Source organism: Bacillus sp. LBG-1-113 (assembly GCF_020708615.1).
Taxonomy (GTDB): Bacteria; Bacillota; Bacilli; order Bacillales; family Bacillaceae; genus Bacillus; species Bacillus mojavensis.
This window is the reverse complement of sequence record NZ_JAJFDG010000004.1, coordinates 225,974-241,084: the sequence shown is the minus strand read 5'-3', so window position 1 is coordinate 241,084 and position 15,111 is coordinate 225,974. Positions and strand designations below refer to the sequence as shown.

The following is a 15,111-nucleotide window of genomic DNA, read 5'->3' as shown; positions in this document are numbered from 1 at the left end:
TTTTTAATGAAAATGGGAAAAAGGGACCGTCAAAAACACGTCCCGCTCCCCTTTGTTATTTACGTTTCAGTCGCGCATAAGCGTATGTTCCGGCAAACGGAACAATCAAGACAATCGCCATCCCGATTGCGAATGCGCCCCAGTACTGGCTCATAATCGAGAAAATGCCGGGCACGCCGCCAACACCGACGGAGCTAGCCAAAACGCCTTGAGATGAGATATACATCCCGGCCAGCCCTGAGCTGATCATCGCAATGATAAACGGAAATCTGTAGCGAAGGTTCACCCCGAATATGGCAGGCTCTGTAATGCCCAGATAAGCGGAAATGCCTGATGTTAAGGAAAGGCCTTTTTGTTTCTCATCCTTTACGATAAACATCATCGCCAGCGCCGCTGACCCTTGAGCGATATTTGACAGCGCCAGCATCGGCCATAAAAAAGTGCCTCCTAGCTTGGAACCGATCAGCTGCAGATCAACTGCCAAAAACGTATGATGCATTCCGGTAATCACCAGCGCTGAGTATAAGCCGCCGTACAGCAGCCCGCCCAGCACGGCAAATGAGCCGAACACCGAGATAAGCCCCGAAGTTAACACATTCCCGATCGCAAATGTGACCGGTCCGATAATGATAAAGGATGCAAAACCGGTCACGAGCAGCGTAATCGGCGCAACGACTAAAAGCTGTATCCCCTCGGGTGTCCGTTTCGTCAAAAACAATTCAATCTTGGCGAGCAAATATGAAGCGAGCAAAATCGGGAGCACCTGCCCCTGGTAGCCGACCTTCTGCACCTCAAGGCCGAAAAGATTCCATACAGGGATCTCTCCGCTTTGTTCCGCAGCGCCATACCCCCACGCATTCAGTAAATCAGGATGCACGAGCATAACGCCGAGCACAATGCCGAGGAGCGGATTGCCGCCAAACCGCTTCACCGCCGACCAGCCGATCAGCGCTGGCAGGAACGTAAAGGCCGTGCCTGCGATTAAATTGATCATATTGGCGAGATCCGCCCACTGCGGGTACACCTGCACAATCGATTTTGTACTGAAGAAAATCCCCTGCGCCGTTAAAATATTGTTGATCCCCATTAAGAGACCCGCCGTGACAATCGCCGGCAAAATCGGAATAAAAATATCTGCAAGCGTTTTCACAGCACGCTGCAAAGGATTCATATTTTTTTCTGAGGCCTTCTTCACATCATCCTTTGTTGACTCGCCAATCCCCGTTTCCTTGACCAGTTCCGCATATACTTTGTTGACTGTTCCCTGGCCGATCACAACCTGAAACTGCCCGTTTGTCGAAAACGATCCCTTTACAACATCGATTTGATCCAGCACCTCTTGGTCAACCTTGCTTTCATCTATTAACGCGAAGCGTAAACGTGTTACACAATGAGTTGCCGCTGCAATATTTTCAGCACCGCCGACTGCTTCAACAATTTGCCGTGCTGATCTGTTCAGTTCCCCCATGCCAACCCCTCCGTTTGATAACTTGTATATACAACTTATGTTTATATTGTAGTCCTGTATATACATGTAGTCAACAACTTTTTGTAGCGCTTTCATACTATTCGTAAAGTCATAGAATGGCTTAACAGAAAGGTTACTCTAAAAAGCTAGTAACTGTTTTGAAAGGTGAGCCCTATGAATAAACACGAGAATGCCCTGCAAGTTCCTCCGTGAGCTCGAGGCCAACAGGGAAGGGCCGATTTCTCCTATCTCAAGGAAAACACTATTAACAGAAGGCTGGGGTTTGACTTCCGAAATGGTCTGTGCGGATTTGTTGTATATATCGAAGGAATCGTAAATCTATTCAGGATCACGCCCTCCTTCCTTTTTGCGGCATCTGAAGGATGAAATAGAGAAAGACGAGGAATCTCTGCCAATACGTTGTCTATTTCCAGTGTATTGGCAGAGACGAGTTTGAAACTATTATTTTGTCGACGTCAAAATGCCTGATTGTAAAAATAAAAGGCGGCTAAAGGAGAAGCATTGAAACCGATCGCCGAGTCCCGCCATCAGAGGTTCAAGAGAGGCTTTACAGAAAGCCTCAGAGTCACTAACGCTCATTAATGGGGTGATGCGATTATGCTGCCTTTGTTCATCTATTTGATCCTCAAGAGTTAGACGATGTTGAATTCAAAAACACTACGAATTTTTAGCTTCTTTTGTTTGGTAAACAGGGCCCTGTTTCGTTTTTCTTCTATCTTTCAGGTAATACTGTTCAGATGTGAAAAATTCGGTATACAGCGCTTTTACCTTCTTGCTCAATAATAACAGCGCAATCACATTCGGAACGAGAATAAAAGCTAACGCTAAGTCCAGAAAGCCCCAGATGGCTTTTGCTCCGCCTGCGGCACCTATGATAATAGCCGCTAAATAGACGAATTTAATGACATGTCCCGACAGCCGTCCGAATAGAAATTCAGCTTGTTTTACGCCGTAAAATATGACAACCATAATGGTCGAGACAACAAAAAAGACGAGAGAAATCGAAACGAAGTACCCTCCGCCAGCTCCGAAATAATGCTGAAATGCAGCCGTAGTCAATGCTGCTGGGTCATTTGAGGCGTCCTTCCCTGTCCAGACACCGGATGCAAGGACGACAAATGCCGTGGTGGTGCAGATAATCAAGGTGTCAATGACAATTCCGATCACAGACCAGAAGCCTTGTCTTACGGGGTGGTCAGTCATTGCCGCCGCATGTGCAATCGGGGCTGTTCCCATCCCGGCTTCATTAGAATACAGGCCGCGGGCAAACCCCCAGCGGATGGTTTCAGCCAAGGCAGCGCCTGCGAATCCTCCTGCTGCCGAAGAAGAAGTAAACGCATTCGAAAAAATAAGAGAGAAAAACACCGGCACAGATGAAAGATTCATTAGAACAATCAGGAGACCGGCTCCCGCGTATGCCCCTGCCATGAGAGGCACGACAAACTCAGTTACTTTTCCGATCCGCTTCACCCCGCCAATTACAACTAAACCAATCAAAAACGCGATGCCGATTCCGGCGTATATTTTATTGAAAGAAAACGTTTCGGCAAGAGAGACTGAAACTGAATTCCCCTGAACCATTATGCTTGGAATCAGCTCTACGATCAGTGCAACAGAAAAAAACACGCCGAGCCATTTCATGCGCAGTCCTTTTGTTATGTAATACATCGGTCCCCCGACAAATTCACCCTGCTCATTTTTTTCCCTGTAATGAACAGCAAGCACACTTTCTGAAAACTTAATCGCCATAGCAAATAAGGCAACCAGCCACATCCAAAAAACAGCCCCGGGACCGCCAAACATGATAGCCGCAGGCACCCCGACAATGTTCGCCGCCCCAATCGTCGAACTGAGGGCTGACGTCAATGCCTGAAGCGGCGTAACTGTCCCTTCTCCCTTCGGCTTTTTTCCTACGCTGCCGATCGTCTGCTTCAAAATGTATAGAGGATAGCGAAATTGAAAAAACTTCAGCAAAATGGTGAAGTACAATCCCGTCCCCGTCAGTAAGATGATTAGCGGCGGTCCCCACAGCCAATCAGATATACGCTCTACCCATTCCAATAGTCGTTCCATCCCATCACCCTTTACCCGTTTACGGGTCATTTCCCCACAGATGGAAAAACATAAACCTTTTAGAACAGACAGAACTGAGTCAAATTGAGGAAGAAAGGAAGCTGGATGGCTAAAAAACAGCGGTCTGGCAAGGAAAATTAAGTGGAAGAAGGTCTGTTTCGCCCAAGGCGATCATATACTTGATTCTTATAAAACGATGACGCTGGTTTGGAAAACATGCCTTTTTTATCGGCAAGCTTATCGAGCATCAGCTGCTTCTCTGATTTTTTTCTTACTAATTGCTCACGTTCCTTTTCGTCATAGCACTTGGAGATTAAATGGTTGAGGGTCATAAGCTCTTTTTTAAGTGCACCCTCATCCTCAGCCATCCCTGCATTTTTTAACATACGATATCCCATCCGCAGAGATTCCGGCAAGTGGGCCGCATCATCCTTTGGCAGCGGTTTTCCCATTCCCGGCAGGTTGTCAAATTCTCCGTCTTTGATGGCGCGTTTAATCTTATCTTCAGACACAATATGAGAAAAATCCATCGTCCCACCTCTATTCATGTAATGAACATATTTTATCATACAGCTGTCACAAACCATATTATTCCTTCATTGACAGAAAGAGACCTGTTTTTACATCTGGCGATTTCCTAGGAAAACGTTGATTCGACGGCGTTTTTCGCCACATTTTTCATCGGACGATTTTCACTTTTCTAATCAGCTGATTCGTGTTATATTGGATACGTTCGTTTTTTCTATCGTTTCGCTCGAACTGTGATCGGAAAAAAGGAGTGTAACAATGAAAACATTTATAAAAGAAAGAGGACTGGCCTTCTTCTTAATTGCGGTCGTCCTGTTATGGGTAAAGACGTATGTCGGTTATGTCCTGAACTTTAACTTAGGAATAGACAACACGATCCAGAAAATATTGCTTTTTGTGAATCCGCTCAGCTCAAGCTTATTCTTTCTTGGATTTGGACTTTTGTTCAAGAAAAAATTACAGCAGACAGCCATCATAGTGATTCATTTTTTAATGTCTTTTTTACTGTACGCAAACATTGTGTATTATCGATTCTTCAATGATTTTATTACGATTCCGGTCATTATGCAGGCTAAAACAAACGGCGGCCAACTCGGTGACAGCGCATTTTCGCTGATGAGACCGACTGACGCCTTTTACTTTATTGATACGATCATTCTGATTATCTTAGCGATTAAAGTGAACAAGCCTGCCGAGACGTCGTCTAACAAAAAATCATTCCGAATCGTTCTTGCGTCTTCGATTCTCGTTTTCTTAATCAACCTGGCAGTTGCGGAATCAGACCGTCCTGAATTGCTGACTAGATCATTTGACCGAAACTACCTTGTCAAATATTTAGGAACATACAATTTCACGATTTATGATGCTGTGCAGAATGTCAAATCCAACAGCCAGCGCGCACTCGCCGATTCAAGCGACGTAACGGAAGTTGAGAACTACATGAAAGCCAATTACGATGTGCCGAACAATGTGTATTTCGGCAAAGCGGACGGAAAAAACGTCATTTACGTTTCACTTGAATCTTTGCAGTCCTTTATCATCGACTATAAGATTGACGGCAAAGAAGTTACACCGTTCTTAAATAAACTGGCACACGATAACGAAACGTTCTACTTTGATAACTTTTTCCACCAAACAGGACAAGGTAAAACATCGGATGCGGAATTTATGATGGAAAACTCTCTGTATCCGCTGGCTCAAGGTTCCGTTTTCGTTAACAAAGCGCAAAACACGCTTCAATCCGTTCCGGCGATTTTGAAGTCTAAAGATTACACATCTGCTACGTTCCACGGGAATACGCAGACGTTCTGGAACCGAAACGAAATGTACAAAGCGGAAGGCATCGATAAGTTCTTCGACTCTGCCTACTATGACATGAACGAAGAAAACACGAAAAACTACGGCATGAAAGACAAACCGTTCTTCAAAGAATCAATGCCGCTGTTAGAAAGCTTGCCGCAGCCGTTCTATACGAAGTTCATTACCCTGTCGAACCACTTCCCATTCGGAATGGATGAGGGGGATACGGACTTCCCGGCTGGAGACTTTGGTGACTCTGTCGTCAACAACTACTTCCAGTCAGCCCATTACCTTGATCAGTCCATTGAACAATTTTTCAATGACCTGAAAAAAGACGGGTTATATGATAAATCGGTTATCGTGATGTACGGAGACCACTACGGCATCTCTGAAAACCACAATAACGCGATGGCCAAAGTGCTTGGCAAAGACGAAATTACCGATTATGACAACGCCCAGCTTCAGCGGGTGCCGCTCTTTATCCACGCTGCCGGCGTGAAGGGCGAAAAAGTTCATAAATATGCCGGAGACGTCGATGTGGCTCCAACCCTTCTGCATTTGCTCGGAGTGGATACGAAAGACTACTTGATGTCCGGTTCTGATATTTTATCTAAAGAACACCGTGAAGTGATTCCGTTCCGTAACGGAGACTTTATATCACCGAAGTACACGAAAATATCCGGCAAGTACTATGACACAAAAACCGGTAAACAGCTTGATGAATCTGAGATCGACAAGTCAGAAGACTCACTCGTCAAGAAGGAACTCGAAATGTCCGATAAAATCATAAACGGAGACCTGCTGCGTTTCTACAACCCGAAAGGTTTTACAAAGGTGAACCCTTCCGATTATGATTACACAAAACACGGCGAAGATTCAGAGACGTCAACAGAAGACGAAGATAAATAAGAAAAAAGCAGAGAGGCCAGCCTCTCTGCTTTTTCTATTTCACCGCAGCACGTAATTCCTCTGCCGCAAACTCGACATTCGGGCCAATAATGACTTGTACTGATTGCCCGCCCGATTTGACGACTCCTTTTGCGCCTGCTTTCTTTAATAACGCTTCATCCACTAAAGAAGTATCTTTCACTGTCAGTCTCAGCCTTGTCGCACAGTGATCGATTGTCTGCAGGTTTTCTTTTCCGCCAAGCCCCTTCAGCATGATGTTTTCATTGACAGACTGTGCTGTGTTCTCATCCAGCACCTCATCCAAGTCATCATCTTCCCGTCCCGGCGTTTTCAAATTCAACGTCTTAATTAAGACGTAAAACACGACAAAGTATACAGCCGCATAGCATATACCTACCAGAAGCAGCAGCAGCGGCTTTTCTGCAATTCCGTAGCTCAAAAGATAATCGATCGCACCGGCTGAAAAAGAAAATCCAGAGCGTATGCCGAGCAAATTAACGATGAATAACGACAGTCCGGTTAAGACTGCATGCACAGCGTATAACAGCGGAGATAAAAACATAAATGCAAACTCAATTGGCTCCGTAATCCCTGTGATAAACGCAGTCAACGCAAACCCGATCATCATTCCGGCCGTTGCTTTTCGTTTTGACGGCTTGGCAGTCACAATCATTGCCAGACATGCGGCCGGAAGACCGAACATCATAATTGGGAAGAAGCCCGTCATGTATGTGCCCGCTGTCGGGTCTTTAGCGAAAAAGCGCGCCAAATCGCCTGTCACTCCGTTATATTCGCCGAATTGGAACCAGAAAATATTATTCAGCACGTGGTGAAGACCGAGCGGAATTAACAGCCTGTTGAATAAGCCGAATATGCCCGCGCCGATCCCGCCAAGCCCAAGCATCCACTCCCCAAACGCGTTAATTCCCGATTGAATTGGCGGCCATATCGCACCGAATATCCCTGCTAAAATGATTGTGAAAATAGCGGTGACAATCGGCACAAGCCGTCTGCCGCTGAAGAATCCGAGATATTCCGGCAGTTTTGTATCCTTGAAGCGGTTATAGGTGTAACCCGCTATTAAACCGGCAATAATTCCCCCAAATACCGCCATGTTGTTTGCTTCATTAATTGATTTTGTTGCCGCGTCGAGCATCAGATACGAAATTGCCCCTGATAAACCCGCGGCCCCATTGCTGTCCTTTGAAATGCCGATGGCAATCCCAATCGCAAAAATAAGCGGCAGGTGATCAAAAACAGCAGTTCCCGCTTGATAAACAAACGGGATATCGAATAAATCCTCCCTGCCAAGTGCAAGGATAATCCCGACTGCAGGCAAAACCGCAATCGGGAGCATAAATGACTTTCCAAGCTTTTGTAAAAATGAAAGCATACCCATCCCCCTCTTACCCTTTTTTAAAAATATACCATACAAGATATCTAGTGATCTATACCAATTTTCCCGGCCTATTTCTTTTTTCTCAGGTTCGCGTGTTTCCTATTCTAGAGCCAATTGTGGTAAGCTTAAACTAGATTATTTAAAAAAGAAAGCGGGAATGACAGATGATTGTAACAAACGATCAAGAATTAGAAGGCCTGAAAAAAATCGGCAGAATCGTAGCGCTGGCGCGTGAAGAAATGAAACGGAAAGCAGAGCCCGGCATGAGTACAAAAGACCTTGACCTTATCGGAAAAGCGGTGCTTGACGAGCATGGCGCTGTTTCGGCTCCGGAAAAAGAATACGACTTTCCCGGTGTTACATGCATCAGTGTAAATGATGAAGTGGCGCACGGTATTCCAAGCACATCCACTATTTTAAAAGCCGGAGATCTTGTGAACATTGATATCTCTGCTGAATTCGGCGGGTTCTACTCCGATACAGGCATCTCGTTTGTGCTCGGTGAAGGAGAAGAACGCCTTCATAAGCTATGCCAATGCGCGGAAGATGCTTTCCAAAAAGGCCTGCAGCAGGCAAAAGCCGGCAAGCGCCAAAATCAGATTGGGAGAGCCGTTTATCATGAAGCACGTTCTCAAGGATTTACCGTCATTAAAACCTTGACCGGCCACGGAATCGGCAGAAGCCTTCACGAAGCGCCGAACCACATCATGAACTATTATGATCCATTTGATAACGCACTCTTCAAAAACGGCACAGTGATTGCACTTGAACCATTCATTTCAACAAAAGCGGAAACCATCGTCGAAGCTGGAGACGGCTGGACCTTTAAGACGCCGGATAAAAGCATGGTCGCCCAAGTTGAGCACACCATCGTCATCACCAAAGACGAGCCGATAATCCTGACAAAGCTGTAAAAACACATTTCGTATGTTTAACCTCCTCCTTTTACAGGTAAATCATCACTATTCACAGGAGGAGGCACTGTAATGAACAGAGATCAAGAAAAAATTCAAATTGAAAACGAAATGAATGCAATGCACGGAACGATAAAAGAAGAAATTTTAAAAGACTTTGAAGAATTTAAAGACTACCTGAAAAAACAAGTTAACCGGGGCAAGAAATTAGGATTAGATGACGGCAAGCTTGTCAAAAGCGCTGCGATCCTGGGAGACTACCTCGCGAAACATGAAGAGCCGCAAAACGGCGAAGAAATGCTGCTTCAGGAACTTTGGAGCGTTGCGGATGATGATGAGAAAAATCATTTGGCACAGCTATTAGTCAAATTGGTTGAGAAACAATAAAACACCTAAGCCGGGCGTATGCCCGGCTTCTTTATATTGTCACAGCCCGGCCCATCCAGATATGCTACACTAGGATTAATGTCTGTGAAAGGAGCCTTTGTCCGCATGTGGTTTATTATTTTTGGAATCGTCTTTTTCATTGAAGGCATCATCATGACCGTTTTCGGCGTGAAGAAAAAAAACGGGATGCTTACATATATCGGTATTGTGTTCAGCATCATGACACTTGGCATTGTCGTGCTGAAACTCACCGGGCATTAAAATCATATTCAGCGTTTACTCCGCATATACATACAGGAAGAACGTTCGCATCACTAGTGCGAAAGACTCAGTTTCCCCCGCATCTCTTTTCAGCATCTTTTGATAGATGTTACAATGCCAATCGTTTGGTCAATCAGATAGGGAAAGGAGTTTTCTGACATGCATTACGGCAGTAAAGGCTGGTATGTAGCAGAATTAAAAAAGCAGGGCATCACGAAATATGAAGGAAGAAAGCTTCAAAGCTATAAAACCTATTTTCTTGCCAACCTGCTTGAAACAAAGAAAAAACAATCCTGACATGGTGAAGCCGCGCACGTTTAGATGCGCGGCTTTTTTATTGAATCGAAAGCAGCCTGTACCGTTTTTTGATAAAGGAAGATCTCCAGCTTTCAGACAATGCTTCTTCACTTAAAATCCGTTCAATGGCAGTGAGATTTTTTGTGTCATGGTATTTGATATGGTTTGCGAATTGGACGGATATGCCTTTTTCGCCTCTGGACAGCAGTTCGAGCTTTGCATCCGGAGCGACCCTGCCCTCTTCCAGCACGCGAAAATAAAATCCTGTATATCCGGTTTGCTGAACTTTCAGCACCATATCCTTCACACCAAACTTTTTGGCCAGTTTTATACACGGCTGACGCGGCTGGCTGACCTGAACAACGGCATCATCAAGCTGAAAGACATCCCCTACGCAAACGTCCTCCTCAGTCAGGCCTTGCACCGTGAGATTTTCACCAAACGCGGCGGCCGGGAGTGATCTTGAGAGAAACTCCGTCCAAAACGGATAGTGCTCCGCGGAATAGACACAGACAGCCTTATCAGGGCCGCCATGATTGACGAGGTCCGCCTGTCCGTCTCCATCAAAATTCTCCCGATACAGCATAACCGCGGAAGCAGCCGGCCGCTTCATGATGCCGGTCTCTATTTTCTTTCCATCGTATTCAAGCGTCTGCGGCTTTCCCAGGTTAAGAGAAAGAATGGAATAATGCGCTGATGTCATACGAACACATCCCCTTTACAGTATATAAAATGATTGATTATCATAAAAAGAAAAGGTGGTTTTTACATGCTTCAATATCGAATCGTTGCAGACGGCCGGGTTCAAGGAGTCGGTTTCCGCTACTTTGTTCAAGCGGAAGCCGATAAGCATAAACTCACCGGCTGGGTCAAAAACCGTGATGACGGGCGTGTCGAGATTTTGGCCGAAGGGCCGGAAAACGCCTTGCAATCATTTCTTGAGGCCGTGAAGAAAGGCAGCCCCTTTTCAAAAGTTACCGGCATCTCTGTCACTGAATCGAGCAGCCTTGAAGGCCATCATCGGTTTTCAATAGTCTATTCGTAAGGCTTATCCTGATAAAAGTAATTCGGCTTGACGGTTGAATTGTCATAGGACCTGTGAAAAATATGTGTGGAAGCTGGTGAAATCGGCGGAATCAGCCATGTCCAGTCACCCGTCAGCTTTCTGCCCGCTTCTTCCTCCTGCTCTTCAAACCGTTTAAACTGGCTTGCAGCCGTGTGATGATCAACGATGCTGACGCCGTGCGTTTTATATGAATGCAAAACAGCTTTATTCAATTCAACAAGCGCCTGATCCTTCCATAAATCCGCATTGTAATCAGTGGCAATACCGATAACGGATGCCACTTTTTTGAGCTTATCATACCGCTTTTCATCAGCCAGGTTTCTCGCACCGATCTCCGTTCCCATATACCAGCCGTTAAATGGTGCGGCATTATAATGAACGCCGCCGATCTCAAGCCTCATATCCGCAATAATCGGCACGCCGTACCATTGCAGCTTCAGGTCAGAAAACGCTTCGAATTCCGGGTGGGTCAGCGGAACTTCTATCACCAGTGACCGGGGCAGCTCATACCAGACCGGCTGTTGGTCACCCTTCATGCGGAAAATAAGCGGCAGCAAATCAAAATCAGTCCGCTCTCCGCTCCAGCCAAGCTGCTCACAGGCTGCGGTAAGAGAACGGGAAGCAGGATCGCCGATTCTTTCTCCGTCGGAATCGTATCCCGCGTACCGGATCAGCTGATGATTCCAGATCTCTACCTGCTTTTCGCCCTTCTCTTCTGGAGGGAAAATCGTAATCGTCGGCCTGATTTTCCCGTTATTTGTTGCGGTTTCAATGTGATGAAATAAAGCGTCCCGTACTTCTTCTTTTGTCCGGACGTCACGTCTGTCAATGACATTCAGCGAATTCCAGAATAGTCTCCCGATGCAGCGGTTGCTGTTTCTCCAAGCCATTTTCGCCCCGTGCGCCAGCTCTTCCTTTGTATGTACATAGCTTCCAGTTCGGTCAATCTCACTTTTAATGTCATCGAGACGGTCTTGCACTTCATCCTCCTTTCCGAGTTCCTGATAGCAATTGGCAATAAACGCTTTCGCTTCATTCCATAGTATTTCTTTATCTTCCAACAAACTCTCCTCCAAATCGCATTCATGCTTCTCATTGTATCGTTTTTGAGCGGGAAGACAAATGATTTTTCTGCATCTTCTTGGAAAAACAAATAAAAAAACACCCGCGTTTGCGAGTGTCAAAGGGATGATAAATGATTGGCCAATTCCATTAAATCACTGCGAAAGTTTCTGCCTGTCATTGGGATGCCGTGCCCGGTCAGCAGCGCTTCCGGTTCTAGTTCGGCAAGTCTTTGAATGGACTCGGCGGCCGTCTCGGTGTCAGGTGTGAAATAAGCCGGCGGGCCGTGAAGCTCCTGTTTTTGAATGAAGACGTCCGCCATTTTTTCCTGTTCAACTGTAATCACCGCATCACCTGCGACAAGCACATGGCCGTCCTCGCGGAATAGTGAAATATGGCCGGGTGTATGGCCAGGTGTGGCGATCCAGATCCACTCGTCCAGAAACGGAACAGTGCCGTCTTCAGGCAGTGCTTGAACATGAGCGGAAATATCGATTGAGTGGCGCGGAAACAGCGGCGACAGCTTGGCGACCAGCCCGCTTTTGCTGTCTGGCCGCGCCGGCGGATAATCCTCTTTTCCGGTTACAAAAGGCATCTCCCGCGAATGAATATAAACAGGAACATCCCAATGCTCAAGGATCTCTTCAATGGCCCCGATATGATCAAAGTGCCCGTGTGTCAGAATAATGGCTTTCAAGTGATAGTCATCGCCGAATCTCTGTTTTGCTTCGCGTAGAATCATGCCGGCTGATTGAGGCATGCCGGCATCTATTAAAATAAATGAATGAGGTTCAGAAGGATATTGAATAAAATAGACATTCGCAATTTGCACGGTCAGACCATGTACACCCTTTGCGGCTTCGAACCCAGTCCCGCTTCTGACTGAAGTCAGCGGCATATAAGGATCACTCATGTAGACACCTCCGGTACGTTGTATGCCGTTAGTGTATGTCATTCCGCCCGAATTATCATGCAGAAATCGAAATGGCACCGATCAATAAAGCGGTAACCGTCATGACAATCACGGCGAGAACCGCCCATTTCAAAGCGAATTTTTGATGATCGTCAATGGAGACTCCGACAAGCCCGACAAGCAAATGTGTTGATGGCACAAGCGGGCTCAGCATATGAATCGGCTGGCCGATAATCGAAGCCCTGGCAATTTCCACTTTATCCACGCCGTATGCGACAGCCGTTTCTGATAAAATCGGCAGCACTCCGTAAAAATACGCGTCATTTGGCATGAGATATGTGAAAATGCCGCTAGTTAAGGCTACAATCGCCGGGATAAACCCGCCCATTTGTTCGGGAATCATCGACACAAGCGAAATCGCCATTTCGTCAACCATTTTGGTGCCTGTTAAAATTCCCGTAAAAACGCCTGCTGCAAAGATCATGGAGCCAATGGCCAGCACGTTGCTTGAATGTGCTGAAATACGCTGTCTCTGATGATCGAGGTTCGGATAATTCACAATAAGTGCAATACAGAATGCGATGACAAACAGCACCGTTAAACTGACTTTGCCTGATACTAAAAACCCTATCAATGAAAGCGTTAACAACAAATTGAACCACCAAAGCTTCGGCCGCTTCCACTCATCTTCAACCGCAGCGGCTGGTTCGTTGACATCGGCCGGCTGTTTCAGCTCAATCACACCGAGCCGTTTGCGCTCCGCTTTACCCAGAACATACGAAACTGCGACCATACAAAGCATTCCGCTTGCGATCACAGGGATCATCGGCCCGGTCAGCTCAGCCGGATCAACCCCGAGCGCGCTCGCCGCCCGCGGCGTCGCGCCTCCCCATGGAATCGTATTCATAATCCCCATGCCGACTCCGGCGATTCCCGCCAATATAATTGGCCGGATGCCGAGCAGCAGATAGAGCGGGAGCATCGCGCTTGTTGTAATCATATAGGTTGTTGAACCGTCCCCATCCAAAGCAACGAGCATCGTAAGAACCGCTGTCCCGACAACAATTTTTAACGGATCGCCTTTGACCATATTTAATATTTTTGCAACCATCGGATCAAAAAGCCCAGTGTCAATCATAATTCCAAAATATAAAATCGCAAACATAATCATAACAGCCGTCGGCGCCACCTGCTGAATCCCCGAGATCATCATATCGCCAACTTCAGTGAACCCGAAACCGGCTATCAGCGCAAACACAATCGGCGTTAAAACCAATGCTGTCAGGACAGAAAGCCGTTTTGTCATGATCAGTACCATAAACACAAGCATCATAAAAAATCCTAAGATTGCTAACACATTCATTCCCCCTTTAAATGAATCCGCTTACATTTTATCCCCTATTCCCCTTTTGCCTTTTTGTCATCGTATGAGAAAAACGTTCTCAAGTAAATAATTTGGTTTTTATGTATTTTTAATTTTTTAAAACCGTTTTGTTCTTTTTGGTCATTTCTCCAACAAAAAAAGCATTCCTCCTACGGCAGAATGCTTTTTGCTTAATTGCCTGTCATGATGGTTTGATAAAACGCTGATTGTTCTTCAAGAAACCGTGTCGTTTCCTTGCTGTTTAAATAAAAGCTTTCCCAGTCCTGCTCATTTATTTTCTTTTTCCATTCGGGCGAGGATGTCACCTTTTTTAATGCTTGGTCCCAGTAAGAGATCTCTTCCTCAGACATGTTTTTCGGTCCCAGCACCCCTCTCCAGTGAGAGAAGACAAACGGAATGCCCTGTTCTTTCCACGTCAGCACTTTTGGAAAACCGGGCAGCCTTTTCTCTGACGTGACGGCGGCTAATGTAATCTCGCCGTTTCGCTCGTACGGCTTGGCTTCTGAAACGGTCATGGAAGCTGCTTCAATCTCATGCCTGATAAGCGCCTGAATCAATTCTTCACTGCTGTCAAACTGTAAAAACTCAATGTCAAAAGGATCAATCCCGTACATATCAGCGGCTCTGACGAATGAGAGCTGATCGTCATTGCCAAGGCCCGGAGAAAAACCGATTTTGACTTTGCCTGGATGCATCTTGATTTCCTTCAGCACATCCTTCCCGCTTTTCATAGACGATCCTTTCGGAAGAGCGACAGTCTGCCATTCCTTAGCGAGAATCGCCAGAGGCGTAAAATCATCTGTTTTTAAATTACTTTGTCCAAGCAGGTAATTGCTCAGGATTAAACTGGACATCATACTGATGGTCTGCTTACCGCTTTGGTTGACATATTTCCAGCCTTTGTCGCCTCCGCTCCCGGGCTTATACACAATATGAATACTGCCTTTCATCAGCTGTTTTTGCCTGAGCACGGATTGGATGGCCTGCGCCGTTACATCCCAGCCCCCGGAAGGCTCGGCAGGCACAACGATCTCAACTGGCCCGTCCGGCAGTCGGGGAGCGGCCGCCTGCCGGATATCACCTTGTGTGAAGACTAATAGACAAATGAATATGATCACAATTTTTCTCAT

At 46.1% G+C, this 15,111-nt stretch carries 15 protein-coding genes; 6 read left to right on the top strand and 9 right to left on the bottom strand.

The features are described from left to right. Positions 1-55: 55 nt before the first annotated feature. The 3 genes from treP to LJF29_RS12805 form a co-directional block, all read right to left on the bottom strand. Positions 56-1,468: a PTS system trehalose-specific EIIBC component gene (gene treP, locus LJF29_RS12815; protein ID WP_229148920.1), complete on the bottom strand. Its 1,413-nt coding sequence runs from the start codon at positions 1,466-1,468 to the stop codon at positions 56-58. 678 nt (positions 1,469-2,146) lie between these two features. Then, positions 2,147-3,562, bottom strand: a complete 1,416-nt coding sequence (locus tag LJF29_RS12810; RefSeq protein WP_168747199.1) for an alanine/glycine:cation symporter family protein — start codon at positions 3,560-3,562, stop codon at positions 2,147-2,149. Between the two features lie 137 nt (positions 3,563-3,699). Next, on the bottom strand, positions 3,700-4,092 hold the full coding sequence (locus LJF29_RS12805; protein ID WP_029441300.1) for a DUF1992 domain-containing protein: 393 nt from the start codon (positions 4,090-4,092) through the stop codon (positions 3,700-3,702). A gap of 256 nt (positions 4,093-4,348) precedes the next feature. Here LJF29_RS12805 and ltaS point away from each other — a divergent pair, with 256 nt between their 5' ends. Further along, a complete protein-coding gene (gene ltaS / locus LJF29_RS12800; RefSeq protein WP_229148919.1) occupies positions 4,349-6,298 on the top strand; it encodes a lipoteichoic acid synthase in 1,950 nt (649 codons plus the stop codon). 34 nt (positions 6,299-6,332) lie between these two features. On the opposite strand, the gene nagE is transcribed toward ltaS, so the two are convergent. Continuing rightward, entirely contained in the window at positions 6,333-7,691 is a 1,359-nt protein-coding gene (gene nagE, locus LJF29_RS12795) for an N-acetylglucosamine-specific PTS transporter subunit IIBC (protein ID WP_229148918.1), read from the bottom strand. Positions 7,692-7,861: 170 nt separating this feature from the next. Here nagE and map point away from each other — a divergent pair, with 170 nt between their 5' ends. The 4 genes from map (at position 7,862) to LJF29_RS12775 (ending at position 9,556) form a co-directional block, all read left to right on the top strand. After that, entirely contained in the window at positions 7,862-8,611 is a 750-nt protein-coding gene (map, locus tag LJF29_RS12790) for a type I methionyl aminopeptidase (protein WP_010333379.1), read from the top strand. Between the two features lie 72 nt (positions 8,612-8,683). Beyond that, complete coding sequence (locus tag LJF29_RS12785; protein WP_010333378.1) at positions 8,684-8,998, top strand: DUF3243 domain-containing protein; 315 nt, start codon at positions 8,684-8,686, stop codon at positions 8,996-8,998. 105 nt (positions 8,999-9,103) lie between these two features. Beyond that, entirely contained in the window at positions 9,104-9,259 is a 156-nt protein-coding gene (locus LJF29_RS12780) for a hypothetical protein (protein ID WP_010333377.1), read from the top strand. Positions 9,260-9,418: 159 nt separating this feature from the next. Next, positions 9,419-9,556 (top strand): YflJ family protein, encoded by a 138-nt coding sequence (locus LJF29_RS12775; protein WP_010333376.1) that lies wholly within the window; start codon positions 9,419-9,421, stop codon positions 9,554-9,556. Positions 9,557-9,593: 37 nt separating this feature from the next. Here LJF29_RS12775 and LJF29_RS12770 read toward each other — a convergent pair whose 3' ends face one another. Further along, a complete protein-coding gene (locus tag LJF29_RS12770; RefSeq protein WP_229148917.1) occupies positions 9,594-10,259 on the bottom strand; it encodes an MOSC domain-containing protein in 666 nt (221 codons plus the stop codon). A 66-nt stretch (positions 10,260-10,325) separates the two neighbouring features. On the opposite strand from LJF29_RS12770, the gene LJF29_RS12765 reads away from it, so the two are divergent. After that, positions 10,326-10,601 carry an acylphosphatase gene (locus tag LJF29_RS12765; protein WP_010333374.1) on the top strand — a complete coding sequence of 92 codons (276 nt, stop codon included), beginning with the start codon at positions 10,326-10,328 and terminating at the stop codon, positions 10,599-10,601. On the opposite strand, the gene nosA is transcribed toward LJF29_RS12765, so the two are convergent. From nosA to LJF29_RS12745, 4 genes are all read right to left on the bottom strand, one after another. Beyond that, a complete protein-coding gene (gene nosA, locus LJF29_RS12760; protein WP_229148913.1) occupies positions 10,592-11,683 on the bottom strand; it encodes a nitric oxide synthase in 1,092 nt (363 codons plus the stop codon). The two genes, LJF29_RS12765 and nosA, sit on opposite strands and share 10 nt — an antisense overlap. A 119-nt stretch (positions 11,684-11,802) precedes the next feature. Then, positions 11,803-12,597, bottom strand: coding sequence for an MBL fold metallo-hydrolase (locus tag LJF29_RS12755; RefSeq protein WP_229148911.1), 795 nt, complete (start codon positions 12,595-12,597; stop codon positions 11,803-11,805). Positions 12,598-12,652: 55 nt separating this feature from the next. Further along, positions 12,653-13,954: a citrate transporter CitM gene (citM, locus tag LJF29_RS12750; RefSeq protein ID WP_229148909.1), complete on the bottom strand. Its 1,302-nt coding sequence runs from the start codon at positions 13,952-13,954 to the stop codon at positions 12,653-12,655. Between the two features lie 197 nt (positions 13,955-14,151). Beyond that, positions 14,152-15,111 (bottom strand): tripartite tricarboxylate transporter substrate binding protein, encoded by a 960-nt coding sequence (locus LJF29_RS12745; RefSeq protein WP_229148907.1) that lies wholly within the window; start codon positions 15,109-15,111, stop codon positions 14,152-14,154.

Excerpts from the sequence above, each read along its gene's own strand:
- treP (WP_229148920.1), bottom strand. The coding sequence starts at position 1,468 with ATGGGGGAACTGAACAGATCAGCACGGCAAATTGTTGAAGCAGTCGGC.
- LJF29_RS12810 (WP_168747199.1), bottom strand. The coding sequence starts at position 3,562 with ATGGAACGACTATTGGAATGGGTAGAGCGTATATCTGATTGGCTGTGG.
- LJF29_RS12805 (WP_029441300.1), bottom strand. The coding sequence starts at position 4,092 with ATGGATTTTTCTCATATTGTGTCTGAAGATAAGATTAAACGCGCCATC.
- ltaS (WP_229148919.1), top strand. The coding sequence starts at position 4,349 with ATGAAAACATTTATAAAAGAAAGAGGACTGGCCTTCTTCTTAATTGCG.
- nagE (WP_229148918.1), bottom strand. The coding sequence starts at position 7,691 with ATGCTTTCATTTTTACAAAAGCTTGGAAAGTCATTTATGCTCCCGATT.
- map (WP_010333379.1), top strand. The coding sequence starts at position 7,862 with ATGATTGTAACAAACGATCAAGAATTAGAAGGCCTGAAAAAAATCGGC.
- LJF29_RS12785 (WP_010333378.1), top strand. The coding sequence starts at position 8,684 with ATGAACAGAGATCAAGAAAAAATTCAAATTGAAAACGAAATGAATGCA.
- LJF29_RS12780 (WP_010333377.1), top strand. The coding sequence starts at position 9,104 with ATGTGGTTTATTATTTTTGGAATCGTCTTTTTCATTGAAGGCATCATC.
- LJF29_RS12775 (WP_010333376.1), top strand. The coding sequence starts at position 9,419 with ATGCATTACGGCAGTAAAGGCTGGTATGTAGCAGAATTAAAAAAGCAG.
- LJF29_RS12770 (WP_229148917.1), bottom strand. The coding sequence starts at position 10,259 with ATGACATCAGCGCATTATTCCATTCTTTCTCTTAACCTGGGAAAGCCG.
- LJF29_RS12765 (WP_010333374.1), top strand. The coding sequence starts at position 10,326 with ATGCTTCAATATCGAATCGTTGCAGACGGCCGGGTTCAAGGAGTCGGT.
- LJF29_RS12755 (WP_229148911.1), bottom strand. The coding sequence starts at position 12,597 with ATGAGTGATCCTTATATGCCGCTGACTTCAGTCAGAAGCGGGACTGGG.
- LJF29_RS12745 (WP_229148907.1), bottom strand. The coding sequence starts at position 15,111 with ATGAGAAAAATTGTGATCATATTCATTTGTCTATTAGTCTTCACACAA.